Origin of the sequence: Rhizobium sp. BR 317 (genome assembly GCF_047445835.1) — a bacterium.
Taxonomy (GTDB): Bacteria; Pseudomonadota; Alphaproteobacteria; order Rhizobiales; family Rhizobiaceae; genus Rhizobium; species Rhizobium paranaense.
Window position 1 is genome coordinate 280,310 of the sequence record NZ_JARWLB010000002.1, and the last position, 25,133, is coordinate 305,442.

Sequence of the window (25,133 nt, forward strand, 5' to 3'; positions counted from 1 at the left end):
AAGCTATATGCGCAACATATAATGGACTTGGGCCGCAGGGGCCTCCCGTGAATTGCCTTTTTGCACCGCACACGTTAGAAGAACCCGCGAAATCAAAGGGGAGACGGAAGGGCGTTGGGCGGCGCCGGTCCGTGGAGGAGTGTCAGCATGGAAACCATCAGCACAATAGCCGCATTGCGCGAGCGCCTTTCCGCTTATCGCAAAGCCGGAAAAAGCATCGGCCTGGTGCCGACCATGGGCTATCTGCACGCCGGCCACATGGAACTGGTTGCCCGCGCCAGGGCCGAAAACGACATTGTTGTCGTGTCGATCTTCGTCAATCCGCTGCAATTCGGCGCCAACGAGGATCTTACAAAATATCCGCGCGATCTTGAGCGCGACAGCACCATGCTGCGCGATGGCAAGGTCCATTTCCTCTTCGCTCCAACCGTGGCTGATATGTATCCGCGACGGATGGAAACGCTGGTCGATGTGCCGAAGCTCGGGATGGAATTGGAGGGCGCGGTTCGCCCGGGCCATTTCTCCGGCGTTGCCACGGTCGTCACCAAGCTTTTCAACATCGTCCAACCCGATAGCGCTTACTTCGGCGAGAAAGACTATCAGCAGGTGGTGATCATCCGCCGCATGGTGGACGATCTGGCCCAGCCGGTCCGCGTCGTGCCGGTACCGACCGTGCGCGATGCCGATGGCTTGGCGCTGTCTTCGCGCAACGTCTATCTCTCGAAGAAAGAACGCGCCGCCGCGGTCATCGTGCCGAAAGCATTGGCCGAGGCCGAGCGGCTCTACGCAGAAGGTGCCGACGATCCAGCCGCTTTCGAGGCGGCACTGCGCGCCTTCATCGCCAACGAGCCGCTGGCGACACCCGAAGTCGCTGCTGTTTGCCATCCCGAAACCCTGGAGCCGCTGACGAGACTGCAGGGACAGCCTATCCTCGTTGCCCTCTTCGTCCGCATCGGCGCTACCCGCCTGCTCGACAACCGCGTCATTGGCCTCAAGCAGGCCGTCAGCGACAAGGCCGCCTGAGATGAGCACGATCGGACAGACAAAGCGTACCACACCCACCCAGATCGAGGCGATGAAGGGCACGCGCCCGATCGTCAGCCTCACGGCCTACACGACACCGATCGCCCGGCTTCTCGACCCGCATTGCGACCTGCTTCTGGTCGGCGATTCCCTCGGCATGGTCCTTTACGGCATGGAAACGACGGTCGGGGTTACGCTGGAGATGATGATCGCCCATGGCCAAGGCGTCATGCGCGGCGCTCAAAAGGCCTGTGTTATCGTCGACCTGCCTTTCGGCTCTTATCAGGAATCGAAGGAACAGGCTTTTCGCAATTCGGCACGCATTTTGAAAGAAACAGGCTGCAACGGCGTCAAGCTGGAGGGTGGCGAGGAGATGGCCGAGACGGTCGCATTCCTGACCAGCCGCGGCGTTCCGGTCTTCGGCCATGTCGGCCTAATGCCGCAAAAGGTCAATACGAGCGGCGGCTATCGCTCGCTCGGCCGCTCCGACGAAGAAGCTGACAAAATCCGGCGCGATGCCAAGGTGATTGCGCAAGCCGGCGCCTTTGCRCTTCTCGTCGAGGGCACTGTGGAGCCCCTCGCCCGTGAAATCACCGCCTCGATCGATATCCCGACCGTCGGCATCGGCGCGTCGCCGGCCTGCGATGGCCAGATTCTAGTATCGGACGATATGTTCGGCCTTTTCAGCGATTTCAAGCCGCGCTTCGTGAAGCATTTTGCCGAGCTGGCGCCGACCATTTCCAAGGCGGCAGAAGCCTATGCAGAGGAAGTGAAGGCAAGGACGTTTCCGGGTCCGGAACATACGTTCCAGGTGAAAAAGTAGCGGGACACGCTACTTGTCGTCCATTGTTCCCAGCTCTTCCGATAGAACGCCTACGAGGCGACAATCGAAACGAGGCCAGTTCAATGATCGGTGTGGAACGTGGAAACCTCCTTGGTGCTGGCAAAGAGGCGGAAGTCTATGAGAGCGGCACGCTGGTTCTAAAGCTATACAAGACGCCCTCATCCAAGGCGTCAGCATTTCGAGAGGCGGCAATCCTCGCAATCCTCGAAGATCTGGGCGTCAACGCTCCGAGGGTGCAGGAAGTCGGCGAAATTGAAGGCCGCTGGGGCCTGACCATGACACGAGCCGAAGGCGGGACATTCGGCGAAGCAATCACCCTGCGGCCGCTGAAGACGCCAGCCTATCTGGATGCTCTGGCGGCCATACATTGCAAAATCCACGAGCATAGCGGCGTCAGACTTCCAAGTCTGAAATCGCGCTTGTCTCACAATATTGAGCGAGCGGCGCAGTTGCAGGAGATCCAACGGCAGCATCTCTTGTCCGGGCTTCGTCGCATGCCAGATGGCGACAGGCTTTGTCACGGAGACTTTCACCCTTGGAATGTGCTTGGATCTCTTGAGCGCGCAGGTACGGTCGATTGGCTTGACGCCTGCAGCGGAGACCCATTTGCAGATGTCTGCCGAAGCTACGTTCTCATACATCACTATGATCGCGACCTGGCCGCAGCTTATGTCGATGCCTATGCGGGTATAAGCGGCGGGAGCCGTGCGGCCATTCTCATCTGGCTTCCTTATGTTGCAGCAGCCCGATTGTCCGAGGGCGTTCCCGATGAGGTCGAGAGTTTGATGAGGATGGTCGAGGGCAGCGCACTGCGCTAAGTCACCGCCTCCCCGGTTGCGAATGGCTTACTGCTTCTCTTTCCAGCAAATAGATCGCCTCGCCAAAATCCTCCATCTTCGTCATCAGCGCCGCATGGGCGTCGCGCAGGCCCTGATTGTAGAAATGCGGCCCGATTTCGGTCGTGAAGAAATCGAGCAGGAATTCCGCCGGCAGCGCGCCGAGCGTCTGGTCGAGTTCATCGGAGAAATATTGCTGAAGGCGGGCGACGATCGCGGCTTTTTCCTCTTTCGGAAAGGCAATCTCTTTCATCTATGATACCCCGGTGTTTTACGAGCAAATCCAATCGGCTAGATCAACGAAATCAATTGTCCTATCAAGGAAATTGAATTGCCGACACTCCGCCCGCAGCTTACAGCTCCATCAGTTTTCCATAAAGGACAGAGCGGGCCATGAGTCGCGGGGATTTTTTTGAAGGCTTGAAAGCGGGCATCCCCATCGGCCTCGCGGCGGCGCCCTTCGGCGCATTGTTCGGTGCTCTGGCGAGCGACCAGGGCATGTCGCTCGGCGAACTCACCCTGATGAGCGGCACCGTCTATGCCGGCGCCAGCCAGATGGTGGGCATTGAGCTATTCGGCCATAATGTCCAGGCGTGGCTGATCGTTCTGTCGATCCTGGCGGTCAATTTCCGTCATGTGCTCTATTCGGCCGCGATCGCCCGTTACATCAGGCGCTTCTCGCCCGTCGAAAAATTCTTCACTTTCTTCCTGCTGGTCGATCCGCAATTTGCCGAAACCATCAAGCGCGCCGAAAGCGGCAAGCCGGTCACCTTTGCCTGGTACTTCGGTTTCGCAGCGATGATCTACGTTCCCTGGGTGGTGATCAGCCTCGTCGGCGGCATGCTTGGCAGCCTGGTCGGCGATCCCAAGACGATCGGCCTCGATATTTTGCTGCCAATCTATTTCCTCGGCATCGTCATCGGCTTCCGCAAACGCGACAATTTCCTGCCCGTGGTTATCGCCAGCACCGCCGCCTCGGCCATTGCCTATCGCTATGTCGGTTCGCCCTGGCATGTCAGCATCGGCGCCTTTGCAGGCGTTGCCCTCGCCGCCATGCTGCCGCCGCTCAGATCGAACCGCAAGCCCGACCTCGCCACCGAAAATCACGAGGTCTGACCATGACCGATTTCAATCCGCACATGGTCCTGCTGATTTTCGCTGCCGCTGTCGTCACCTTCCTCACGCGCATCGGCGGCTACATCCTCATTACCAAGATGACCCGCATCCCTCCCCGCGTCGAGGCCGCGCTGAACGCGGTACCGGCCGCCGTCCTCACCACGCTCGTCGCACCCGCCTTTTTCATCGGCGGCTGGGATACGAAGGTGGCGATGGCCGTGGCGCTATTGGTGGGCTTGCGCTTCTCGCCGACATTCATGCTCATCGCCGGCTGGGTGGTCGTGATGGTCTGGAGACATTTCCTCGGCATCTAGCCCGAAGGAAAGCGATGCCTATCCTGCCCTTTACGGGCAGAATAGGCCACTCCTCAGCGACTGAGTTCCAGGGTCGCATTTTCCAGCCAAGCACGGATCTCCTTGTCGTGGATCAGCGGCATCAGCGCTTCGCGGGTTCTGACGTGATAATCGTTCAGCCATTGTAATTCGTCGCGGGTCAGCAGTTCCGGCAGGACGAGGCTACGGTCGATCGGGCAGAAAGTCAGCGTTTCAAAGCCGAGCATCGGCATGTCGCCACCTTCAATCTCCTCCGCATCGCGAATGTAGATCAGATTCTCGATGCGGATGCCGAAATGGCCTGGGCGGTAATAGCCCGGCTCGTTCGACAGGATCATGCCGGGCAGCAGCTCCTGCGTCGATAGCMGCGAGATGCGCTGCGGGCCCTCATGTACCGAAAGATACGAGCCGACGCCATGGCCGGTGCCATGGGCAAAATCCACACCGGATTTCCAGAGCGCGATACGTGCCAGCGGATCGAGATCGCAACCGCGCGAGCCCTTGGGGAAGCGCGCCGTGCTGATGGCGATCATGCCCTTCAACACCAGCGTGAACAGGCGCTTCTGCTCCTCGGAAACAGCACCGATGCCCACGGTGCGGGTAATGTCGGTCGTGCCGTTGATATATTGAGCACCGGAATCGATCAAAAACAGCTCGCCGGCCTGGATCAGCCGATCGCTCGCCGTCGTGACGCGATAGTGCATGATCGCCGCATGTTCACCTGCGCCAGCGATGGTATCGAAGGAGATATCCTTGAGCGGGTTCTGCATGCTCTGACCGACGCGCACGCGGCTTGCCTCCAGCCGTTCGGCAGCGGCGATTTCCGTGATCGTGCCTGGCTTACTGGTCTCCAGCCAATAGAGGAATTCGACCATAGCTGCGCCGTCCTGCAGATGGGCAGCGGCCGAGCCGTTGATTTCGGCKGCATTCTTGCGCGCCCGCGGCAGCCGGGCCGGATCGGTGCCCTCCACCACCTCTCCGCCCTCGCGACGGATGAGGTCGGTCAGCGCATAGGAAGCGAGATCGGGATCGACGAGAATGCGCCCGCCATTTGCGGAGGCGGTAGCCAGTTGCTTGGCGAGATCGGAAGGCGGCAATTGTCTGCAGATCTGCGCTAGATAGGCCTCCGCCTCGACCTTGGTCTTGCGCTTGTCAAGGACGAGCTCCGCTTCGCCCTCGGCATAGATGATGGCGCGGGCCAGAGGATGCGGCGTGTGCGGCACATCGTTGCCGCGAATATTGAAGATCCAGGCGACCGAAGACGGATCGGTGATCAGCGCGGCCTTGAGCTTCTTGGCCTTCAGATCGGCCGCGATGGCTGCCAGCTTGTCCTTGGCGAGAACACCAGCCTGCGCAATATCCTGAATGATGACGGCGCCCAGCGGTTCGGCCGGCCGGTCGCTCCAGAGCTTGTCGAGCGGATTATGCGGCAGGAAGACAAGCTTGCCTCCGATTTCCGCCAGTGCCTTTTCCAGCCGCCGCACCTCCGCGCCGGTGTGCAGCCACGGATCGATGCCGAGCCTGAAGCCCTTGGGCGCATGGCGCGGCAGCCAGACATGCGGCGGCTCGTCGACCAGATCGCCACCGGTAAAGACCGATCCGTCCACCTGCTCGGCAAGCTGCGTCACATAGCGGCCATCGACGAAAACCACGGCCTGCGACTGTGTCACAAGCGCAACACCCGCAGAGCCAGTGAATCCGGTCAACCAGGCCAGACGCTCCGAGCACTTGGGCACATACTCGCCCTGATACTCATCGGCACGGGGTACGAGGAAGCCGTCAATGCCGAGATCGCTGAAGGCGGCCCGCAGACCGGTGACGCGCTCGCGGCCGAATTGCGGGGTGGAAGTGACGTCGAAAGACTGGAACATGGCTTAATCCGAATATGACCCGAGAATCCGCGAAACTGAGCGGCGACAGCATGTTAGAGCATGAGCCCGAGAAGTGTGAAACGATTTTCAGGCCCGATTGCGCACTATTGATCCGAAGAGAACTCCGACCGACGCCCTCAAGGTAAGAGAATCGGACGTTAACGAATTCGCCCATTTCGTGAGCAGGCAGGTTGAATTGTGACATCATCACGACGCGAATTATGCATCAACTGCATAGCTCCCATGAAGCATGCCCCCTGCCACGCAAAAAGGCGAGTCGCTATATGGAGCGCATCAAACGGGGTTCACGACGAACCCACTCAAAAAGGACTATGAAAATGCCTATCTCTCGCTCCGTATATGTTAGCCCGGCGCTGGCAGGCGAGCGTCGCACCGTACGTCACTCCATCGGCGCGCTTCGTCAGCTCGAAGTCGAAACGTCGAAGGCAATCGGCGCAAACCGTGGCGGTCGCCACTAACAGTTACAAGACTACGCGTTCGTATTGGATCGCGGTCCGGAACTCCTCCTCCCTCCCCGGATTGCGACCTGAACGGTAGAGCCCGCTTGAGCACTCCTCCACACGCTCGCGGGCAGGATCGGTCAGATACCGGTCTGCAGGGCGGTGCTTCGGCACCGCCTTTTGCGTTTTAGGTCTCCCACAATAAGGTCTGCTCTCCCCGCGTGCGGGGAGAGGGTTAGGGTAAGCGGCGAAGGATTTTAAGGCCGGTCGAGATGGATGGTGACCCAGCCATTGCGCCAGATGGTGCGCACATGGCGCATCCTTACACCGTTATAGGCGGCCAGCACCTTCCAACGCTGCTGGGCGAGGATGCCGGAAAGAATCACCGAACCGCCGGGCGCGAGATGGGCAACCAGTTGCGGCGCCATTTTGATCAGCGGCCGAGCAAGAATATTGGCGATGATCAGGTCGAAAGGCCCGTGGCGGGAAAAGGCCGTGGAATGAAAGCCGGGCGCCGTCTCCAGCGCGATACCGGAGGCTATGCCGTTGCCGCGAACATTTTCACGGGCAACACGAACCGCAACCGGATCGATATCGGTGGCGAGAACCGGAATATTGCGCAACTTGCGCACGCCGATCGCCAGGACGCCGCTACCCGTGCCGAGATCGAGCGCGTTGCGCACCCGGCGGCTGGCGAGCACTTTTTCGATCGTCTCCAGGCAACCCGCCGTCGTACCGTGATGGCCCGTGCCGAAGGCTTGGCCGGCATCGATCTCGATGGCGATATCGCTGGGCTTCACCTTGTCGCGATCATGCGAGCCATGCACCAGGAAGCGCCCTGCCCKAACCGGCTTAAGCCCCTCCAGCGACTTTGCGATCCAATCGACATCGGGAATGACTTCCCTTTGGATGACGAGTTCCGGAAAAGCTGGCTTCAACACGCCTGCAAATCGGGCGTGCACGTCCTCTTCGTCGTCTGCATAGAGATAGATCGAAGCTTCCCAGATATCCTTCTTCTCATCGATCTCGGTGGTGGCGATCGGCAATTCTTCGTCTTCGAACATCGGCGTCATCAGATCGAGAATCTGTTCGGCCTTTTTCTCGGTCGTCGTTACGTACAGGCGGATTTCACTCAAGTCTTCGTTCTCTCTTGCTCTTATTCGGCCCAGTCGATCCAGGGCGGCTTCGGCGTGTCATAGCCAGCGATATTGTGAAGCAGCTCGTGCCGCACCGGTCCGAAACGCAGAAGCAGCGGCGCGAACAGATTGCGTGCAGCAATCGCCAGCGGATTTTTCATGGTGATTAGGCGGGTCAGGCCATAGGTCTGCTTCAGCACCCGTTTCACGGCTGGAATTCTGAGCGCCGAATACTCCTCTTCGCGGCCTTCCGCAATGAGCCAGGCAAGCCAGCAGGCATCCTCTATGCCGAGATTCATGCCGCGCGCACCAGCCGGGGAATGAATATGCGCCGCATCGCCCGCCAGAAACACGTTACCCCTGGCCATCGGCTCGACATGGCGGAAATTGATACGGAACTGCGAGACCCAGGTCTTTTCGACAACCGCATCGGGATGAACAATGCGGCTTTCGAAATCCTCCAATGTCGAGATGTAGCGCAGTACATCGGAGGACACGGGCAAACGCCCGACCATGCCGGGATCGCAAAGCGTGATCTCGGCGAAATGCGTGTCCACCGGTCTCGCATACCGAAAATCGGCGAGATAGAAATAAGCCTCCAGCGCCTCACCGGGAAAACCGGCGCCAAGCGCTTTGCGAACGGCCGAGTGGGCGCCATCGGCGCCGATCAGTATATCGGGACGAACCGTCTCCGTGGCCCCGTCCGCGCGCCGCAGCATCACCTCCGGCCTGTTAACATCGGCGATGGTTTCCACCAGKATCGCGGTCTGCCACTCCGGTGCAATGCCGTGGGCCGCGAGCGCCTCGATCAGCAACCGCTCGGTCACGCCTTGCGCCAGGCCATGAATCGCGCCGAAGCGTCCCGGCATCCGTCGCGTGTCGACATCGGCAAGGACCTTGGTTCCAGAGCGGATACGGAAATGTGCAATGGGTTGAGCGGCCGCAAGGATGCGCTCGGTAACGCCGGAAGGCGAGAGCAGCGTCAATGTGCGGGCATTGATGCCGAGAGCCCGGCTCTCTTCCAAAGGCGCAGGCCCTTGGCCGTCATCGACGATACGCGGAATGAAACCACGGCGGGCAAGCTCCAGGGCTGCAGTCAAGCCAGCCGGACCGGCACCCGCGATCAGGACGGATCTGGATTTCCTCTCTCCTCCGGCTCCGTCCGCCATCGGTACTCCCTAGCCCTTCTTGATCAGGTTTTGCAACTTCTTGACCGCTACATCCGGGTCTTCCTGATAGGCGATTGTGCCGGCAAAGCGGCCGGCGGAATCGAGCAGGAAGACCGAGGCGGTATGATCCATGGTGTAGTCGCCGTTCGGATCTTTTTCGTCGAGCGGCACCTTCTTGGCATAGACCCTGAAGCCCTTGACCATATCCATCACCTTGTCGGGGTCACCCGAAATGCCGGTGATACGGCTGGAAACGTTGGAGACATATTCCTTTATGATCGCGGGCGTATCGCGTGCCGGATCGACGGTCACGAAATAGGCGTTGAGCTTCGTCCCGTCGGGATCGACCTTCTGCATCCAGCCGTTCAGCTCGAACAAGGTCGTCGGGCAGACATCGGGACAATGCGTATAGCCGAAGAAAAGCGCCGTCGGCTTTCCACGAAACGCCTGCTCGCTGACCGGCTGGCCATTCTGCGCAACCAGCGTGAACGGCACGCCGTATGGTCCCTCGCTGGCAGCTTCTGGCGACTTGGTAACGCCGAAGCTCAACCAACCCAACAGCCCGGCCACGATCACCACGGCTATCCAGACAACAATCCGCACGCTCTTCATCGCTGCTTTTCCTCACCACGCCGGCCGAGGCTCGATAAGCGGGCCGCGCAGGCGATTATTTCAAGGGTTTAGCGGGTTGAAGTGGAGGACGCAATTCAAGAAGATGTTTTTGGGGGCTGCTGAGTAAGGTGAATGCCCCGGTCCGGGCGCAAAGATGCGGAATCCATCGTCGCGTTAAAGCAATTCTAACCACTCCGCGCGAACATCAAAATACAAAGGGGCGAAGTCCGACTCGCCGGCCGCCGAATATGCGGCAAATCGATTTTCTTCCAGAAGGGCATGACGCCCGCCGGAGAGCGAAGCGCGTTTTAAGCGCCAAAGCCACCGGATGCTGTCGCAGCCATCAGCCGCTCCAGCCGATCCTTTTTCAATCGCTACCGCCGCCTGCCGCCGGCGCCAAACGGGAAGTCCTTGACCATGACGAATGCTATCAAACAATCGGGCGCCTATCTGGAGATCGTCTCCTTCCACCTCGGCGATCAGGAATTCTGCATTGACATCATGGCCATCCGCGAAATCCGCGGCTGGGCGCCGGTGACGCCGATGCCGCACACGCCGCCCTACGTGCTTGGCCTCATCAATTTGCGTGGCGCGGTGATCCCGGTCATCGATATGGCCTGCCGCCTCGGCATGAAGATGACCGAGCCGTCCGAACGCTCCGCCATCATCGTCACCGATATCGCCGGCAAGCTMGTCGGCCTGCTGGTCGAACAGGTCTCCGATATGATGAGCATCAAGAGCGAAGATCTGCAGCCGCCGCCGGAAATCATTCCGGAAGCGCAGCGCGCCTTCTGCCGCGGCATCGTCGCGCTGGAGAAGACCATGGTCTGCTTCCTGAACCTCKACACGGTGATTGCGGACGAGCTCGCGCAAGCGGCTTGATTTCCAGACAGCATCGCAAACGAAAATCGCCCTGGAGCAAGCGCTCCAGGGCGATTGTGTTTGAAGGACCGTCGTCGGCAGGGGTGTTGCCGGTGCGCCGGTCGCGCAGGCCGTGAACAGATGGAAGTGGCACTTCCACGTTCGCCCTAGAACTGCACCAAAATGGCGCAATCCGAAAGCKACCGAGAGGCATTCAGTAACCAAAGAGCAGGACTTTTTTTGGTACAAACCCCTTGACGGTTCTCAATGCGGTATCCCGGTAATCTTATTTGGGTTTGCCATTCTTCCAGGTAACATTCTGGCCGAACAACGGAATGGTCGAAATTGCCATTTTCGCCGAACCATCGGTCAATTCGCGTGAATGGATGAGATAGACCAGCGTGTCGTTCTTCTTGTCGTAGATTCGGTCGACCACCAGCTTCTTCCAAATCAGCGACAAGCCGGCGCGAAACACCTCTTCGCCACCCTCCGACAGGCTGATATTGCCGATCTCGATCGGCCCCGTCTGACGGCAGGCAATGGAGTTGTTGGAAGGGTCTTCGAACCAATTGCCGTTCCTCAGCCGGTCGATGACGCTCCGGTCGAAATAGGTGACGTGGCAGGTTACGCCGGATACTTCCGGATCCGGTACGGCATCGACCAGAATGTCGTTGCCGGTCCAATCCACCCCAACCTTGCCGACAATCTCAGCCGAAGCGGAAACAGGCGCCAGCGCCAGGAACGACGCGGCAATAGCGGCATGCAATTTCAGTGACGTCATCGAGCACCCTCCAACATCGCCGCCGATCGAGCCGCGGCCCCGCTAAGGTAAGGTGGCKATCGGGGGATGCAAGGGAGGCCGGGGCGCTCCGTAAGCGCCCCTGCTGTCGCTCATCTGATTTCCTTCAACACGACCTCGCCTGTCTCCAGGAGCGATTTGAGGTTGGAGAGGATTTTCGGCCAGCCGCCGGATACGGCACCGATGAACTTCGCATTTTCCAGCTCCATCGTGTGGGTGACGGTGAGCTTCACCACATCCTCCACCTGCTCGATATCCATGACGCAACGCGACCAGCCTTCCGCCTTCAGTTCAGGCATGAATTCGTTGCGCCATTTGATGGCGAGCCGCTTCGGCGGATCGAACTCCGCGATCTCGCCGGTGTCCGTGATACGACCGTCCGGATAGACCATCTTCCATGGCGAACCGACCTTCCAATCGGTCTCATGCTGGATGTTGAACCAGTATTTCTTGATGAACTCCGGCGTCGTCAGCGCTGACCAAAGCTTGTCGGGTGTGGTGCGGATGAAGGTCACATAAACAAAGCTGCTACCGGTCATGATATTTCTCCTCTTGTAAGGTGATTTCCTAGTGACGGTATCTGGCGGCCGCTACTCGCCGCTATCACCCTCCAGCGCTTTCTTGAGGGCGGAAAGAGCGCTTAATTGGCGGCGCTCGAATTTGTTGATCCAGCGTTCGGCGATGTGGTTGATCGGAACGGGATTGATAAAATGCAGCTTCTCCCGGCCCTGCCGCTGCGCGGATACCAGGTTCGCCTCTGCCAATATGGCAAGATGTTTCGCCACGGCTTGGCGCGTCATCTCCAAGCCCTGGCAGAGTTCGCCGAGCGTCTGGCCATTCTGCTCATACAGTCGGTCCAGCAATTGCCGCCGGCTTGCATCCGCCAAAGCTCGAAAAACCGCATCGTCGTTCATGCAAACACGGAACCATTTAGTTGCCTATTGGTGATCTTATAGGCAACTATTTGGTTGCATGTCAAGTGACATGAACTGATGTCGCGGCGAAAACCTGCGTGAGAGGAGAGGTCGCGCGTCAGATAGCGATGTCGTACTGCTCCTGCTCCATACGCAGATGATTGAGCATTCGCGCAATTCCCTCCTCCAGGCTGACGCGCGGCGCGAGCCCATAGGAACGCTGCAGAGCCGTATCGCCGCAGCGATAGAAGACGCCTTCAGGGCGATCGCAGAGGCCGTTCACGACAGGATTCCAGCCAATTTGCCGAGCAATGGTCTCCGCCAGCTCCATAAAGGAGGTAGCCAGGCCGGTCGAAAGGTTGAGGCTTGCGCCATCCGGCAATAGTTCCTTGGTTTGCCAGATGAAATCGACGCAATCATCAATATGGATGAAGTCCCGGCATTGCCGGCCCGACCCCCAGACGAAAACTTCCGGCGCGCCTCTTTCGTTAAGCAAGCGGCGACAAATGGCCGGGAATGGATAGGCCAGATCCTGATCTTCGCCATAGCCGCTGAACGGCCGATATGCGACCGCCCGATGGCCGTAGCGTTCGACATAGAGCTTCATCAGATATTCGCCGGTCAGTTTCGCCCAGCCATAGCTGAGATCCGGCACGCCAATGGCGGCCTCGAAAGAAATCATATCTTCCGAAAGCAGCCGGTGGTTAGCGACCGTCTGCAGCGAGACGGGATAGGCCGCACTGGAGCTGAAGAACACGACGCAGCCAGGCTTGGCGCGTGCCGCCCATTTCCACAATTCCGTATCYACCGCCAGATCCTCGGCAACGTCCAGCGTGCGCGCCTCCAGCGTCACGCGGCCTCCGACCAGYGCGGCAAGGTGGAAAACATAGTCGAAACGTTCCGCAGGGCGGAGAAAGAAAGTGCGACAATCCTCCTCGAAAAACGTAAAGCGCGATCCRGGAAAGCGCTGCCAGAGATCGGGATGCCGTGCCCCCGTCCCTTCCACCAATTGATCGACRCACACRACATCCAAMCCCTCGGTCAAAAGCCGCTTGATCAGATGCCTCCCCACAAAACCACAGCCYCCCGTTACCAACGCCCGCGCCATGTCATTGCCCCCTTTTCAATGAGCGAARAAGCCGCTCCTGCCTGTATAGATATCGACCATGCGCCGACCCCATTCTGCTTTGCTGGGTGCAATCCGCTGGCCAAGYGCTAACGCGCCTTCGCATAATTTCTGCATCAGTCTGTCGTCATCMGTGCTCGCGAGGCGTTCCGCCAGCGAGCCGGCATCGCCGCTTTTAAAGACCAGTCCCGCGCCGTGCCGCTCTACTTCGGCGGCTATCAGCGCATTGCTGCTGACGATGACGGGAATGCCGGACATCAGCGCCTCGGCGGCCACCAGTCCGTAGGGTTCGGGCATGCGGGACGGCATGATGAAGACGCGCGCTTCCCCGGCCAGCGTCGTCACCTCCTCGTCGGCCARCCAACCCGGCACCCAACAATGCGGCAACGCCCGCTGCATCTCGTCGAGCAGCGGTCCACGGCCGATCAGCGTCGCCGTTCGCCCGGTCTTGTTCAATGCGTCGGCGAGCGTGCGAACACCCTTTTCCCAGCACATACGCCCCAAGAAGACGGTGCGGTGATTGCGCCAAGCCTCCACGGGCGTTGGCGTCAATGGCTCCGTCGGTGTGCGCAAGGTCAGAAAATGCTGCAACGGGCCGGAATTCAAATAGGGTTCCATGCTCTCATGCGCCAACACGATGCCGACGCGGCTCCAGAACTCCTCGCCGACGCCGCGTTGGGTCAGCGTGCGGCGGAAGCGCCAGAGTTTGTGGAGATAATTTCGCTTGTCGCAATTGGTCGTCAGACATCCTGCCGACAGCGGGCGGACATCGCAGACCGTTCCGCTCTGGAAATTGATCAGCCCTCCGTTCGGACAAGTCAGGAAGAAATCATGCGCCGTGATGATGACCTTRGCCTTGTGTTTGGCGAGTGCGTAGAAGATCGACGGCGAGAGAATTTGCGACCAGCCGTGCACATGCACGACRGTCTCCTCGTCCGTTTCCTTCAGCAGACCGTCCAGCGCCTCGTAGGCACGCTTGTTGTAATTCTTCTCGAAGACATCGGTGAAAGTAGGCCCGTCGCGAAGGGGTCGTTCGCCGAGCGCGACCGTGCGGATGCCGGCAAAGCGCGGCTTCAGTCCTTCGCCGTCATCGCCGACCAGGATGGCGCAATTCAGCCCTGCTTGCCTGCTCGCATCAATGCATTGCAACGCCACCTTTGTCGCACCGCCGCGAATGATTGAGACGTCGTTGACAAGTATCAAACGCATTGAACCCGGCGCCCACTAACCCATATTGCGCGGGACCGGACGAAAGGGATTCGCCTTTTACATCATGCCCCTGATGGTATTCAGCGGCCTGCGCGACGCCAATTCAATTCATCCTTTCGCATTAAGGCGAGTGGTCGACACGGTATGCGGGAAATACCATGCAAATCGGTTGTTAAAGGCAACCCATTGACTTCCGCGCAAAGCACCGGAAGTTGTTGCCATGATCGCAAACCGCACCACCGTGATGCATACTCTCACCACCTCACCCCTTGCAGGGCGAGCGGGAGCGGCGTCGCGTTGAGCTGATTGCGGTCCCTTTCAACCCTGCCGAGGCGAGCAGGGTTTGAAGGCTCTGCTCTCCTCTTGAACCTTAAGGAGAGCACATGAATTCCGAACAACAAGATTCAGACGAACGACGATCCCGAAAACCGGGCACAGTGGAAATCCGCGCCGCACGGCTGTCCGATGCCGAAGCGGTAGCCTTTATTGCCAATCTGCCCGGATATCGCGCCGGCACACTACGCCTACCCTTCCAGAGCATCGAAGAAACCCGGCAGTGGATGGAAAAAACCCTACCCGGCTCGATCAATCTCGTCGCCGTGCTCGACGGGCAAGTCGTCGGCAATGCCGGCCTGCGCCGCCATTCCGGCCGGCAGATCCACACCGGCCACCTCGGCATGGGCGTCCACGACGATTTCACCGGCCGGGGCATCGGCTCGGCGTTGCTCACCGCCCTCATCGACGCCGCCGACAATTGGCTGGCGATCAAACGCTTGGAACTGACGGTCTATGTCGACAATGGACGGGCGATCCGGCTTTACGAGAAATTCGGTTTCGAAACCGAGGGACGGCTCAAAGCCTTTGCGTTTCGCAACGGTGAATATGTGGATGCATTCACGATGGCGCGCGTGAGGATGTAGCCCTCACACTCATGCAACCAAGGCATAGGGCCGCACGAGGCAATCGGCGGGAATGCCCCACTCTTCCTTAAGTTTGAAAATCATATCAAGCGTCAATGCCCGCTTCCGGCCAAGGATTTCCGAGGCACGGGAGCGGGAGCCCAGAAGCTCAGCTAGATCAGACTGACTCCGACCCGTCATTTCCATGAATGCCCGCAGAAGCTCAACCGGTTCTGGATCTTCGACCGTGAAATGCCGGTTTTCATAGGCTTCGATTAAATCCGTCAGCACGTCGAAACGATCCGCTTCCGCTGTTCCATCCTCCGGTGGATTGTCGAAATAAGGAGCGATCTCCGCAAGAGCCCATTCAAGATCCGCATCTGTCTTGATCGGTTTGATATCCCTCATCACACTGTCTCCGGATCAATTCTGTCATAGTCCGCATGAGTGCCGACAAATTTGATCAGCACGCGCCTATGCTTGTAGACGATATGAACAACCAATCGGTATTTGTTGCCGGCAATATCGAAGATCACGCGGTTGTCACCGATAAAATCCACGTTAGCACCAAACATCTTTTTGATGTCAGCCGGCCCGCTCCATTCGGTTTTGCTGACGACCGAATACCATGTTGCAAGGGGAACTCTCGCTTGCGGGTGGCGCTCCCAAAATCTACGAAGCGTCGTTTTTGCAACGATATTCATTGACAACAATTATTCCCAAAACGGGAACAAATCAACCTCGCAATCAAAACCACGTTAGCCCCCAATCAGCGCCAGCCACTCATCCTCGGTCATGACCTGCACATTGAATTCCCGTGCCTTGTCGAGCTTCGATCCCGCACCGGGTCCGGCGACGACAATGTCGGTCTTTTTCGAAACTGAGCCGGAAACCTTGGCACCGAGGCTCTCGGCCTTGGCCTTGGCTTCATCGCGGGTAAATTTCTCGAGTGAACCGGTGAAAACCACCGTCTTGCCGACAACAGGGCTGCCCGATGTGGTCGGTTGTTCCGCCTCTTGCGGCCGCACCTCTTCGAGCAGCTTCGAGATCACGGCGATGTTGCGCGGCTCCTTGTAGAATTCGACGATAGCGCGCGCCACGACCTCACCGATGCCCTCGATATTGTTGAGGTCGTTCCATGCGTCTCCCGAAAGAGGCGCCGCCTCCTTCATTGCCACCTCGAAGGCTTCATAGCTGCCATAGGAGCGCGCCAGGAGCTTCGCCGTCGTCTCGCCGACATGGCGGATACCGAGCGCGAAGATGAAGCGGTGCAGAGCGATATCGCGCCGCTCGTTGATCGCCGCATAGAGCTTGGAAACGCTGACCTTACCGAAGCCATCGATATTCTCCAGCTTGGCAAGCGAAGACTGCTGACGCTTTTCCAGCGTGAAGATGTCAGGCGCGGTGCGCACCTGCAGCGCCGCATCCTCGTTCTCAAAGAAGAAATCGATCTGCTTCGAACCCAGGCCCTCGATATCGAAAGCATTGCGTGACACGAAATGCTTCAAATGCTCCGTTGCCTGCGCCCGGCAAATGAAGCCGCCTGTGCAGCGCGTTACTGCATCGACCTTACCGGTCTTCTCGTTGATGTCACGCACCGCATGGCTGCCGCAGACCGGGCACACCTTGGGAAATTCGTAAGGAAGGCTTGACGTTTCCCGCTTCTCCAGCACGACATCGACGATCTGCGGAATGACATCGCCGGCGCGCTGCACGATCACCATGTCGCCAACCCGGATGTCGCGGCTATCGCGGATCGGCTCACCCTTGTTGCCGATGCCCTTGATGTAATCGGCATTGTGCAGCGTCGCATTGGTCACCACGACGCCGCCGACTGTGATCGGCTCCAGCCGCGCGACCGGCGTCAGTGCCCCCGTGCGGCCCACCTGTATGTCGATGCCCATCAGCCGGGTGAATGCCTGCTCCGCCGGAAACTTATGTGCCGTCGCCCAGCGCGGCGAGCGCGACCGGAAACCGAGTCGAGCCTGCAACTCCAGACTGTCGACCTTATAGACGACGCCGTCGATATCATAATCGAGATCCGGACGCTGAAGGCCGATCTCATCATAATGCGCGAGGATGTCGGCGACCGAATTCAGCCGCTTCATCAGCGGATTGACCGGAAAACCCCATTTCCCGAATGTCTGCACCATACCGAACTGCGTGTCGGCCGGCATGTCTGACATCTCGCCCCAAGCATAGGCGAAGAATTTCAGCTTGCGGCTGGCCGTCACCTTCGCATCGAGCTGGCGCAGCGAGCCGGCCGCCGTATTGCGCGGGTTGACATATGTCTGCTTGCCCTCCGCTTCCATTTGCGCGTTCAGCGCCAGGAAATCGCTCTTGGCCATATAGACCTCGCCGCGCACTTCCACGACCGCAGGCGCGCCGGCGGGCAAGGTCTGCGGGATTTCCTTGATGGTGCGGATATTGGCGGTGACGTTTTCGCCGGTCGTGCCGTCGCCGCGGGTTGCCGCGCTCACCATCCGGCCGTTCTCATAGCGGATCGACATGGAAAGCCCGTCGATCTTCGGCTCGGCAGTAAAGGCAATCGATTGATCGGGCAGCCKGCCAAGGAAACGATAGACGCCGGCGACGAAATCCTGCACGTCTTCCTGCGAGAAGGTGTTGTCGAGCGAGAGCATCGGCCTTGCATGCACGACAGGCGCAAAGGTTTCCGACGGCGCGGCACCCACCCGCCGTGACGGGCTGTCGGCGCGAACCAACGCTGGGAAGCGTGCCTCGATGGCATCATTGCGCCGCTTCAGCGCATCATATTCCGCATCTGAAATCCGAGGCGCGTCCTGGCCATGATAGAGCGCGTCATTGCGCGCAATCTCCGCTGCCAGATAGGCGAGCGCCGCGGCCGCTTCTTCTTCGGTCAAATCCTCGACGGGCGTCTGTTCGGTGCTCATGAATCTACTCCCCGATTTCGGAGATGTTTTAGAGCACTTCCAAGAAAAGTGCGAAGCGGTTTTTCCATCCGCGGCGCGTAAATACAAAGAGAAAAATCCGGAATTCGGCGGCAGAGGTGAACAACCGTGACGGTGGCGTCTAAGGCAACTTTGCGGCAATTGCTGTCATCGTATCGATTGGTCTATGGTTCGGCGCGAACGGAATTACTGGGTGGACCAGTCCATGGCAGAGGCAAGCATCGATAGTTTGAGCCCACGGCAATTACATGCCAAGGCCTGGGCTGGCGAATACGAACTTATTGATCGGCAGCTCTCTCCGCTCGGTTTAAGAGCCATGAAAGAGTTGCATCTCGCTCCAGCCAGTACGGTGATCGATGTTGGCTGCGGGACAGGGCAGACGATCTTACAGTTGGCGGACCGGGTCGGTGACGAAGGATTGATCTACGGCGTTGATATTGCGGAAGAGCTTCTGAGTGTCGCCAATCAACGCACGAGCCACCTCAAGTGTGTTCAGCTTATCAACGCTGATGCCCAAGCTTTAGAGCTTCCCTCCAACAGTGCGGATGCGATTTTCTCTCGTTTCGGCGTGATGGCATTTGATGATCCAATCCTTGCCTTCTCGAATTTTCATCGCTTACTGAAACCCAATGGAAGGATCGCATTCTGCTGTTGGCGCGCTTTCTGCGATAACGAATTGGATAGGTTTCCATTACTTGCAGCGGGATTTCGATCGCCATCGGATGAAACGCCGTTCAGTTTTTCCGACGCTGCGTACGTCCGCAACGTCCTTGCTTCTGCCGGATTCAAGAATATCGAGATCGCATCCTACGACGAAGCGGTGACAAGCGGTGACGTGGATGCAATGACGCGCGTCCTTCTAAGCGTTGGCCCGCTGGGAAAGATCGCCCGCGAAAATCCCGCCGTAAAGTCGGCGGCCGAGCCAAAGTTACGAGAAGGACTCCGTAGCCTTGGCAATGGGACGAGCGTAGCGTTGGTCGCCTCGGTATGGATAGTGTCGGCGGTGGCCTAATCGGCTAAGGAATCTCCAGCCGACTATCTCACGATGGCCGCTTCGGGCCGAAAATAGCCATCGCTGGTATCTGTGCAGCAATCAGCCATTGCCCGCCAACAGCCGCTTGGCGGCCGCCCTCGCCTCCTCCGTGACCGAAGCGCCGGCGAGCATGCGGGCGATTTCCTCGGTGCGGTCTTTGTGGGCCATGGTGGCGACGCGGGTGGAGATCTTCTCGGAACCGTCCGAGACCGGGCCCTTGGAGATCAGCAGATGCGTTGCGGCGCGCGCCGCGACCTGCGGAGCATGGGTGACGGAAAGCACCTGCACACGCTCGGAAAGGCGCTTCAGCCGCTGACCGATGGCATCGGCGACCGCGCCGCCGACACCGGTGTCGATTTCGTCGAAAACCAAGGTCGGCGCCGAACCGCGATCGGCAAGCGCCACCTTCAGCGCCAGCAGAAAACGAGAAAGCTCGCCACCCGAGGCCACCTTCATGATCGGTCCCGGCCGCGTGCCCGGATTGGTCTGCACATGGAATTCAATGACATCGATACCTTCGGCTGTCGCCTCGTCGGCATTAGTGGTGATCTCCACCATGAAGCGCGCCCGCTCCAGCTTGAGCGCCGGCAGCTCGGCCATGACAGCGTCGGCAAGCGCCTCGCCGGCGTTATGACGCTTGTCGGAAAGGCTGCGCGCGGCAGCATCATAGTCCGCCTTGGCAACGGCCAGCTCGGCATCCAGCCGTGTCAGCCTCTCTTCGCCAGCATCCAGATCGGCGAGTTCGGCGACCATCTTTTCGGCCAGCGCCGGCAGGCCGGTCACCGGCACGGAATATTTGCGCGAGGCAGCGCGCAGCGCAAACAGCCGCTCCTCGACGCGCTCCAGCTCCCTCGGATCATATTCAGTCTTGCGGAGCGCCGCCTCCACTTCCATCTGCGCATTGGAGAGCTGATCCAGCGCCGCGTCGAGCAGCGCCACGGTGTCTTCTAATAGGCCCGGCGCCTCATGGCTCTTGCGCTCCAACCGCCGTACCAGCGAGGCGATGTGTGGCACCGGCGAAGCATTGCCATTGAGGAACTCGGACGCTTCAGAGATGTCGCCGGCGATGCGCTCCGCCTTCATCATCCGCGAGCGGCGATCCGCCAGCTCGTCCTCTTCGCCGTCCTGCGGCGACAGCTTTTCCAGCTCCTCGACCGAAGCCCGGAGATAATCGGCCTCGCGCGCAGCTTTTTCCACCTGCTCCCGCTGCTTCTTCAGCGTCCGCTCGGTATCGCGCCAGATCTTATAGAGCCGCCCGACAGCCTGTGTTTCCTCTGCAATGCCCGCGAAGGCGTCGAGAAGCATGCGGTGCGCGTCGGTATCGACCAGGGCGCGGTCGTCGTGCTGTCCATGGATTTCAACAAGAAGCTGCCCCGCCTGGCGCATCAACTGGACGCTGAGTGGCTGGTCGTTGACGAAAGCCTTGGTACGGCCGTCCGCGGACTGAATACGGCGGAAAATCAGGTCGCCGTCATCGTCGATGCCATTTTCGCGTAAAAGCTTGCGGGCGGCATGCTGCATGCCGACGTCGAAGACCGCCGTCACCTGACCGCGATCCTCTCCATGACGCACGAGATCGCCATCGCCGCGCCCACCGAGGGCCAGCGAGAGACTGTCAAGCAGAATGGATTTGCCCGCACCCGTCTCGCCGGTTAGCACCGAAAGCCCAGTTTCGAAGGCAAGATCCAGCCGCTCGATCAGAACGATATCGCGGATCGAAAGCTGGACCAGCATGTGCGCTCAATCTCACGTCCCAAGAAGAAGTTTCTTGCCCGCTCTCGAAATCCAGGAGCCTTCGTTTTCACGGGGCTCGACACCACTGGTCCTCAGAAGCTTATAGGAATCTGCGTACCAGCGGCTGTCCGGATAGTTGTGGCCGAGAACGGCGGCTGCCGTCTGCGCTTCCTGAACGATGCCCATGGCGTAATAGGCTTCGACCAAGCGTGCCAGCGCCTCTTCAATCTGGTTCGTCGTCGGATATTGCTCAACGACGATACGGAAGCGGGCGATGGCTGCAAGGTAATCCTTGCGCTCAAGATAATAGCGGCCGACCTGCATTTCCTTGCCGGCGAGCTGGTCGCGGGCAAAGCGGATCTTCGCCTGCCCGTCGCTGACATATTGCGAGTTCGGATAGTTGCTGACGAGCTTGTTCATCGCTTCGATCGTCTGCTGCGCGGCGCGCTGATCCTGCGTCACGTCGACGATCTGCTTGGCATAGGACGAACCGACGAGATACTGAACGTAGTCAGCATCTTCGGAGCCGGGATACTGCTTGAGGTAGCTATTGCCCGTCTGGACGGCGTCGTCATATTGGCCGGTGCGATATTTGACGAAGGTGCTCATCACCAGTGCTTTGCGCGCCCATTCGGAGAAGGGCTGCTGCTTGTTGATGGCATCGAACTTCTTGCCGGCTTCCGTCATATTGCCGGCCTTGATATTGGCCAGACCCTGATTGTAGAGGGTTTCCGGAGGATCGCTCTCGACACCAAGCTTGGTGATGTCGATATCCTTGTCGGTATTACAACCCGTTACCACCGCACCGGTACCGGCCAGGAGAAGCGATACGAGCAAAGCCCGTGCTGTAATCTTCATGCTTTCAGACCCTGCAAAACCCATCGGATGACTTGTCCCAATAGCCGTCGTTGCGGAAACGGCGTTCTCTCGCTGGCGTTTCTAGCCGCAAAAGCACCATGAGGGCAACGCAATGATGATGCATTAACGCATTTTTGTGGCAAAGACTGCGCAACGGCAGGCTTTAACCGCTGTATTGACAAGAGATTTCGCTTCCTGGCTACCCGAACGCGACCCTCTGGCCGGCTTTGAAAGCGCCACTGACGAATCTCCCGTCAAAAAAAGAGCCGCCCCCTTTCGGGAGCGGCGACTATGCCACCTGGGTTTCTGGAGGTCACGCAGACCAGGGGGCGAATTCGGGAGCATTCACGGCAACGAATTCGCGGCTATGTGCGCGCTGACGCGGTGCGGAAGTCTCTACGACATCGTAGGCCGAAGGATCGCTCAGCAGCGCCTTCAATGCATTGGCGTTCATGCGATGGCCGCCGCGATAGGAGCGGTAGCAGCCGATGAACTGAGCACCGGCCAGCGCCAGATCGCCAACGGCATCCAACGCCTTGTGACGGACGAATTCGTCCTTGGCGTAGCGCAGGCCTTCGACGTTGATCACCGTGTTGTCGTCGGAGATGACGACGGAATTTTCGAGAGAAGAGCCGAGAGCATGACCCGAAGCCCAGAGACGCTCGACATCACGCATGAAGCCGAAGGTGCGCGCCCGCGACAGTTCGGACTTGAAGGTCTTGGCAGTCAGATCGCCTTCCCACTTCTGTCGGCCGATCAGCGGGCATTCGAAATCGATCTCGACTTCGAAGCGCGTGCCGTCATAGGGCCGGAACTCGCACCAGGAACCGCCTGCCTCGATTCGCACCGGCTTGGTGACGCGGATATAGCGGCGCTTGACGCCGAGCGAGACGATACCGACCTGCTCGATCGCTTCGATGAAAGGATAGGCGCTGCCGTCCATGATCGGCATTTCCGCACCGGAGGCTTCGACGATGACATTGTCCAGGCCGATCGCATAGATCGCTGCCATGACATGCTCGACCGTCGCGACGGAACGCGCCGGAGAGAAACCGAGAACTGTGCAAAGATCGGTATTGCCAACCTGCGAAGAAACGGCACGCAGCTCCGTCACATCGCCATTGTCATGCATGCGCTGGAAGATGACACCCGTATCAGCCTCGGCTGGATAAAGCGTAATCGACACATTGGCGCCAGAATGAACGCCGATACCCGAGAGTGTCACAKGGCTTGCAATGGTGGTCTGAAAACCTAGCAATCCGATTGCCATATAAAATCTGCCTTCGTCTATCTGTTCCAGACCGGGCGGTCATCTTTGGATCCTGCCCTCATCGCTGGTTCAGTCTGTTACCTACTCTGCGAAATCCACATGCAATGATTGCTGGATGCGATTCCGCTGACTCGCTTGCTACCTAAATACGCGCGCGGGCACCGCATTCCAAATCACTGTTTCTTTCGCTTTGTTACGAAACCAGACGATTGAATTTGCTAGGTAATTTTAGAATTAAAGAGAGGCCGAAAATAAAGAAATCCGGGACCGTTAAGCCCCGGATTCGATAAACATGGTTAGTATCCTATTAAAAGGATGCCTAATACCGGATCAGTTCGATTGCCGGCGTAGGAAAGCCGGAATTTCAAGCTGGTCGTCTTCCTGGCTTGCCATGCGCGCCTGCGGAACCTGACGGCCCTGATCGTCGAGCTGGCCACGACGCGGTGCGTAGAGGCTTGCTTCCGGCGACAGCGGCCGGCGCTGCTGCGAAGCGGCATTCGGAGCCGAAGCCGTCATGTCGTTGAAAGCTGCGTCCTCTTCGCGGCGGCCGAGCGAGTTGGTGATTCGCTTCAGCAAGCCCATCGGACCGCGCTCTTCAGTAGCCTGAGCGGCGACCGGCTGAGCACGATGTTCCATCTCGGCCTTAACGACCGGAGGGAAATCCTCGACCTTCGGCATACGGACCTGCTCCGGAGCCTGACGGATGATGGGCTCCTGGCGCACCGGCTGCTGCATCTGCATGGGAGCCGGCTGCTGCATCACAGGCTGCTGATGCATGACCGGGGCCGGCTGCTGCTGAACCGGAGCCTGACGTACCGGCTGTGCCTCAGGTGCTGCGAAGATGCGGCTCTGGGGACGGAAGCTTTCCTCCTGAGCGACCGGCTGCTGTTGCATGACCGGCTGCTGCTGGCGGACAGAATGGATTTCCAATTCGCGCTCCATTTCGGCTTCCGCCATACGGATGGTCTGCGCGATTGGATCGACAACGGCCTTAGGTGCCTGCGCGACATGGGCAGGCTGAGCTGCGGCCGCTGCCGGAGCAACGGCCGCGGAGGGACGGACAGCCGGCTTTGCGACCGGACGGAATTCCATGGCCTTGTCGGCCGCTTCGTTCATCGCACGATCGATGCCTGTTGCGACGACGGAAACGCGGATGATGCCTTCGAGCGATTCGTCGAAGGTGGCGCCCAAGATGATGTTGGCGTCCGGATCGACTTCTTCGCGGATGCGGGTCGCAGCTTCGTCGACTTCGAACAGGGTGAGGTCACGACCGCCGGTGATCGAGATCAGCAGGCCCTGCGCGCCCTTCATCGAGGTTTCGTCGAGCAGCGGGTTGGCAATGGCGGCCTCAGCAGCCTGCATTGCGCGGCCCTGACCCGAAGCCTCGCCGGTGCCCATCATGGCGCGGCCCATTTCGCGCATGACCGAACGGACGTCGGCGAAGTCGAGGTTGATGAGACCTTCCTTCACCATCAGATCGGTGATGCAGGCAACGCCCGAATAGAGAACCTGGTCGGCCATCGAGAACGCGTCCGCAAAGGTCGTCTTGTCGTTGGCGATACGGAACAGGTTCTGGTTCGGAATGACGATCAGCGTGTCGACCGACTTCTGCAGTTCCTGGATGCCCATTTCGGCAAGCCGCATGCGGCGGCCGCCTTCGAAATGGAACGGCTTGGTGACGACGCCGACGGTCAGGATGCCCTTGTTGCGGGCGGCCTGTGCAACGACCGGCGCAGCACCCGTGCCGGTGCCGCCGCCCATGCCGGCGGTGACGAAGCACATGTGGGTACCGTTCAGGTGATCGATGATCTCGTCAATGCACTCTTCAGCAGCCGCGCGGCCGACTTCCGGCTGCGAACCTGCGCCGAGGCCTTCGGTCACGTTAACGCCGAGCTGGATGATCCGCTCTGCCTTCGTCATCGTCAAAGCCTGTGCATCCGTATTGGCGACGACGAAATCGACGCCCTGCAAGCCTGCCGTGATCATGTTGTTGACGGCATTGCCGCCACCACCACCGACACCGAACACGGTAATCCGCGGCTTCAGCTCGGTGATATCTGGCTTATGCAGCTTGATAGTCATGGTACCCGTTCCTTCTCT

The 25,133-nt window shown here is 59.3% G+C and carries 27 protein-coding genes; 9 read left to right on the forward strand and 18 right to left on the reverse strand.

Annotation, left to right across the window (positions count from 1 at the left end):
- Positions 1-147: 147 nt before the first annotated feature.
- The 3 genes from panC to QD357_RS03950 all read left to right on the forward strand — a co-directional run bounded on the left by panC (position 148) and on the right by QD357_RS03950 (position 2,685).
- Positions 148-1,023, forward strand: coding sequence for a pantoate--beta-alanine ligase (gene panC / locus QD357_RS03940; protein ID WP_107108438.1), 876 nt, complete (start codon positions 148-150; stop codon positions 1,021-1,023).
- Position 1,024: 1 nt separating this feature from the next.
- The gene (gene panB / locus QD357_RS03945) at positions 1,025-1,846 is read left to right on the forward strand and encodes a 3-methyl-2-oxobutanoate hydroxymethyltransferase (RefSeq protein WP_107108439.1); all 822 of its coding nucleotides are present in this window, start codon (positions 1,025-1,027) and stop codon (positions 1,844-1,846) included.
- Between the two features lie 83 nt (positions 1,847-1,929).
- Positions 1,930-2,685, forward strand: coding sequence for an aminoglycoside phosphotransferase family protein (locus tag QD357_RS03950; protein ID WP_107108440.1), 756 nt, complete (start codon positions 1,930-1,932; stop codon positions 2,683-2,685).
- A 1-nt stretch (position 2,686) separates the two neighbouring features.
- On the opposite strand, the gene QD357_RS03955 is transcribed toward QD357_RS03950, so the two are convergent.
- Entirely contained in the window at positions 2,687-2,956 is a 270-nt protein-coding gene (locus tag QD357_RS03955; RefSeq protein WP_107108441.1) for a DUF2164 domain-containing protein, read from the reverse strand.
- 140 nt (positions 2,957-3,096) lie between these two features.
- Between QD357_RS03955 and QD357_RS03960 the strand changes: the two genes are divergently transcribed.
- Positions 3,097-3,819, forward strand: a complete 723-nt coding sequence (locus QD357_RS03960; protein ID WP_107108442.1) for an AzlC family ABC transporter permease — start codon at positions 3,097-3,099, stop codon at positions 3,817-3,819.
- A gap of 2 nt (positions 3,820-3,821) precedes the next feature.
- Positions 3,822-4,133 (forward strand): AzlD family protein, encoded by a 312-nt coding sequence (locus QD357_RS03965; protein ID WP_107108443.1) that lies wholly within the window; start codon positions 3,822-3,824, stop codon positions 4,131-4,133.
- A 53-nt stretch (positions 4,134-4,186) separates the two neighbouring features.
- On the opposite strand, the gene QD357_RS03970 is transcribed toward QD357_RS03965, so the two are convergent.
- The gene (locus tag QD357_RS03970) at positions 4,187-6,022 is read right to left on the reverse strand and encodes an aminopeptidase P family protein (RefSeq protein ID WP_414124049.1); all 1,836 of its coding nucleotides are present in this window, start codon (positions 6,020-6,022) and stop codon (positions 4,187-4,189) included.
- A gap of 338 nt (positions 6,023-6,360) precedes the next feature.
- On the opposite strand from QD357_RS03970, the gene QD357_RS03975 reads away from it, so the two are divergent.
- Positions 6,361-6,501, forward strand: a complete 141-nt coding sequence (locus QD357_RS03975) for a hypothetical protein (RefSeq protein WP_181316075.1) — start codon at positions 6,361-6,363, stop codon at positions 6,499-6,501.
- 239 nt (positions 6,502-6,740) lie between these two features.
- Here the strand turns inward: QD357_RS03975 and QD357_RS03980 are convergent, their stop codons facing one another.
- The 4 genes from QD357_RS03980 to QD357_RS03995 all read right to left on the reverse strand — a co-directional run bounded on the left by QD357_RS03980 (position 6,741) and on the right by QD357_RS03995 (position 9,838).
- On the reverse strand, positions 6,741-7,619 hold the full coding sequence (locus QD357_RS03980; RefSeq protein ID WP_107108445.1) for a 50S ribosomal protein L11 methyltransferase: 879 nt from the start codon (positions 7,617-7,619) through the stop codon (positions 6,741-6,743).
- 20 nt (positions 7,620-7,639) lie between these two features.
- Complete coding sequence (locus QD357_RS03985) at positions 7,640-8,788, reverse strand: FAD-dependent oxidoreductase (RefSeq protein WP_414124050.1); 1,149 nt, start codon at positions 8,786-8,788, stop codon at positions 7,640-7,642.
- A gap of 9 nt (positions 8,789-8,797) precedes the next feature.
- Complete coding sequence (locus QD357_RS03990) at positions 8,798-9,400, reverse strand: SCO family protein (protein ID WP_107108447.1); 603 nt, start codon at positions 9,398-9,400, stop codon at positions 8,798-8,800.
- A gap of 174 nt (positions 9,401-9,574) precedes the next feature.
- Positions 9,575-9,838, reverse strand: coding sequence for a hypothetical protein (locus QD357_RS03995; protein ID WP_146143995.1), 264 nt, complete (start codon positions 9,836-9,838; stop codon positions 9,575-9,577).
- Here QD357_RS03995 and QD357_RS04000 point away from each other — a divergent pair.
- Positions 9,818-10,282 (forward strand): chemotaxis protein CheW, encoded by a 465-nt coding sequence (locus QD357_RS04000; protein WP_414124051.1) that lies wholly within the window; start codon positions 9,818-9,820, stop codon positions 10,280-10,282. The genes QD357_RS03995 and QD357_RS04000 overlap by 21 nt on opposite strands.
- 265 nt (positions 10,283-10,547) lie before the next feature.
- On the opposite strand, the gene QD357_RS04005 is transcribed toward QD357_RS04000, so the two are convergent.
- The 5 genes from QD357_RS04005 to QD357_RS04025 all read right to left on the reverse strand — a co-directional run bounded on the left by QD357_RS04005 (position 10,548) and on the right by QD357_RS04025 (position 14,309).
- Positions 10,548-11,042 carry a CreA family protein gene (locus tag QD357_RS04005; protein WP_107108448.1) on the reverse strand — a complete coding sequence of 165 codons (495 nt, stop codon included), beginning with the start codon at positions 11,040-11,042 and terminating at the stop codon, positions 10,548-10,550.
- A 110-nt stretch (positions 11,043-11,152) separates the two neighbouring features.
- Complete coding sequence (locus QD357_RS04010) at positions 11,153-11,599, reverse strand: SRPBCC family protein (RefSeq protein WP_107108449.1); 447 nt, start codon at positions 11,597-11,599, stop codon at positions 11,153-11,155.
- A gap of 51 nt (positions 11,600-11,650) precedes the next feature.
- Positions 11,651-11,974, reverse strand: a complete 324-nt coding sequence (locus tag QD357_RS04015) for an ArsR/SmtB family transcription factor (RefSeq protein WP_107108450.1) — start codon at positions 11,972-11,974, stop codon at positions 11,651-11,653.
- Between the two features lie 118 nt (positions 11,975-12,092).
- Positions 12,093-13,082 (reverse strand): NAD-dependent epimerase/dehydratase family protein, encoded by a 990-nt coding sequence (locus tag QD357_RS04020; protein WP_107108451.1) that lies wholly within the window; start codon positions 13,080-13,082, stop codon positions 12,093-12,095.
- 15 nt (positions 13,083-13,097) lie between these two features.
- On the reverse strand, positions 13,098-14,309 hold the full coding sequence (locus QD357_RS04025; protein WP_107108452.1) for a glycosyltransferase family 4 protein: 1,212 nt from the start codon (positions 14,307-14,309) through the stop codon (positions 13,098-13,100).
- 383 nt (positions 14,310-14,692) lie between these two features.
- Here QD357_RS04025 and QD357_RS04030 point away from each other — a divergent pair, with 383 nt between their 5' ends.
- Positions 14,693-15,229: a GNAT family N-acetyltransferase gene (locus QD357_RS04030; protein ID WP_107108453.1), complete on the forward strand. Its 537-nt coding sequence runs from the start codon at positions 14,693-14,695 to the stop codon at positions 15,227-15,229.
- Positions 15,230-15,238: 9 nt separating this feature from the next.
- Here QD357_RS04030 and QD357_RS04035 read toward each other — a convergent pair whose 3' ends face one another.
- From QD357_RS04035 to ligA, 3 genes are read right to left on the reverse strand one after another with little or no spacing between them, the layout of a single operon-like run.
- Positions 15,239-15,616 (reverse strand): helix-turn-helix domain-containing protein, encoded by a 378-nt coding sequence (locus tag QD357_RS04035; protein WP_107108454.1) that lies wholly within the window; start codon positions 15,614-15,616, stop codon positions 15,239-15,241.
- Positions 15,616-15,912, reverse strand: a complete 297-nt coding sequence (locus tag QD357_RS04040; RefSeq protein ID WP_107108455.1) for a type II toxin-antitoxin system HigB family toxin — start codon at positions 15,910-15,912, stop codon at positions 15,616-15,618. Before QD357_RS04040 ends, QD357_RS04035 begins: the two co-directional genes overlap by 1 nt.
- Positions 15,913-15,966: 54 nt before the next feature.
- Positions 15,967-18,120, reverse strand: coding sequence for an NAD-dependent DNA ligase LigA (gene ligA, locus QD357_RS04045; protein ID WP_107108456.1), 2,154 nt, complete (start codon positions 18,118-18,120; stop codon positions 15,967-15,969).
- 223 nt (positions 18,121-18,343) lie between these two features.
- Here ligA and QD357_RS04050 point away from each other — a divergent pair, with 223 nt between their 5' ends.
- Positions 18,344-19,150 carry a class I SAM-dependent methyltransferase gene (locus QD357_RS04050; RefSeq protein ID WP_245407473.1) on the forward strand — a complete coding sequence of 269 codons (807 nt, stop codon included), beginning with the start codon at positions 18,344-18,346 and terminating at the stop codon, positions 19,148-19,150.
- An 81-nt stretch (positions 19,151-19,231) separates the two neighbouring features.
- On the opposite strand, the gene recN is transcribed toward QD357_RS04050, so the two are convergent.
- From recN to ftsZ, 4 genes are all read right to left on the reverse strand, one after another.
- Complete coding sequence (gene recN, locus QD357_RS04055; protein ID WP_107108458.1) at positions 19,232-20,905, reverse strand: DNA repair protein RecN; 1,674 nt, start codon at positions 20,903-20,905, stop codon at positions 19,232-19,234.
- Between the two features lie 12 nt (positions 20,906-20,917).
- Positions 20,918-21,787 carry an outer membrane protein assembly factor BamD gene (locus QD357_RS04060; RefSeq protein ID WP_181316068.1) on the reverse strand — a complete coding sequence of 290 codons (870 nt, stop codon included), beginning with the start codon at positions 21,785-21,787 and terminating at the stop codon, positions 20,918-20,920.
- A gap of 289 nt (positions 21,788-22,076) precedes the next feature.
- The gene (gene lpxC / locus QD357_RS04065) at positions 22,077-23,033 is read right to left on the reverse strand and encodes a UDP-3-O-acyl-N-acetylglucosamine deacetylase (protein WP_414124052.1); all 957 of its coding nucleotides are present in this window, start codon (positions 23,031-23,033) and stop codon (positions 22,077-22,079) included.
- 330 nt (positions 23,034-23,363) lie between these two features.
- A complete protein-coding gene (ftsZ, locus tag QD357_RS04070) occupies positions 23,364-25,115 on the reverse strand; it encodes a cell division protein FtsZ (protein ID WP_107108461.1) in 1,752 nt (583 codons plus the stop codon).
- Positions 25,116-25,133 lie beyond the last annotated feature (18 nt).

Bases quoted from the DNA above. Each gene is read 5' to 3' on its own strand.
- QD357_RS03990 (WP_107108447.1), bottom strand. From the start codon at position 9,400: ATGAAGAGCGTGCGGATTGTTGTCTGGATAGCCGTGGTGATCGTGGCC.
- recN (WP_107108458.1), bottom strand. From the start codon at position 20,905: ATGCTGGTCCAGCTTTCGATCCGCGATATCGTTCTGATCGAGCGGCTG.
- QD357_RS04005 (WP_107108448.1), bottom strand. From the start codon at position 11,042: ATGACGTCACTGAAATTGCATGCCGCTATTGCCGCGTCGTTCCTGGCG.
- QD357_RS04010 (WP_107108449.1), bottom strand. From the start codon at position 11,599: ATGACCGGTAGCAGCTTTGTTTATGTGACCTTCATCCGCACCACACCC.
- QD357_RS03965 (WP_107108443.1), top strand. From the start codon at position 3,822: ATGACCGATTTCAATCCGCACATGGTCCTGCTGATTTTCGCTGCCGCT.
- QD357_RS03955 (WP_107108441.1), bottom strand. From the start codon at position 2,956: ATGAAAGAGATTGCCTTTCCGAAAGAGGAAAAAGCCGCGATCGTCGCC.
- QD357_RS04060 (WP_181316068.1), bottom strand. From the start codon at position 21,787: ATGGGTTTTGCAGGGTCTGAAAGCATGAAGATTACAGCACGGGCTTTG.
- QD357_RS04030 (WP_107108453.1), top strand. From the start codon at position 14,693: ATGAATTCCGAACAACAAGATTCAGACGAACGACGATCCCGAAAACCG.
- QD357_RS04015 (WP_107108450.1), bottom strand. From the start codon at position 11,974: ATGAACGACGATGCGGTTTTTCGAGCTTTGGCGGATGCAAGCCGGCGG.
- QD357_RS03950 (WP_107108440.1), top strand. From the start codon at position 1,930: ATGATCGGTGTGGAACGTGGAAACCTCCTTGGTGCTGGCAAAGAGGCG.
- QD357_RS04050 (WP_245407473.1), top strand. From the start codon at position 18,344: ATGGCAGAGGCAAGCATCGATAGTTTGAGCCCACGGCAATTACATGCC.
- QD357_RS04035 (WP_107108454.1), bottom strand. From the start codon at position 15,616: ATGAGGGATATCAAACCGATCAAGACAGATGCGGATCTTGAATGGGCT.
- QD357_RS03960 (WP_107108442.1), top strand. From the start codon at position 3,097: ATGAGTCGCGGGGATTTTTTTGAAGGCTTGAAAGCGGGCATCCCCATC.
- QD357_RS04040 (WP_107108455.1), bottom strand. From the start codon at position 15,912: ATGAATATCGTTGCAAAAACGACGCTTCGTAGATTTTGGGAGCGCCAC.
- QD357_RS03975 (WP_181316075.1), top strand. From the start codon at position 6,361: ATGCCTATCTCTCGCTCCGTATATGTTAGCCCGGCGCTGGCAGGCGAG.
- panC (WP_107108438.1), top strand. From the start codon at position 148: ATGGAAACCATCAGCACAATAGCCGCATTGCGCGAGCGCCTTTCCGCT.
- ftsZ (WP_107108461.1), bottom strand. From the start codon at position 25,115: ATGACTATCAAGCTGCATAAGCCAGATATCACCGAGCTGAAGCCGCGG.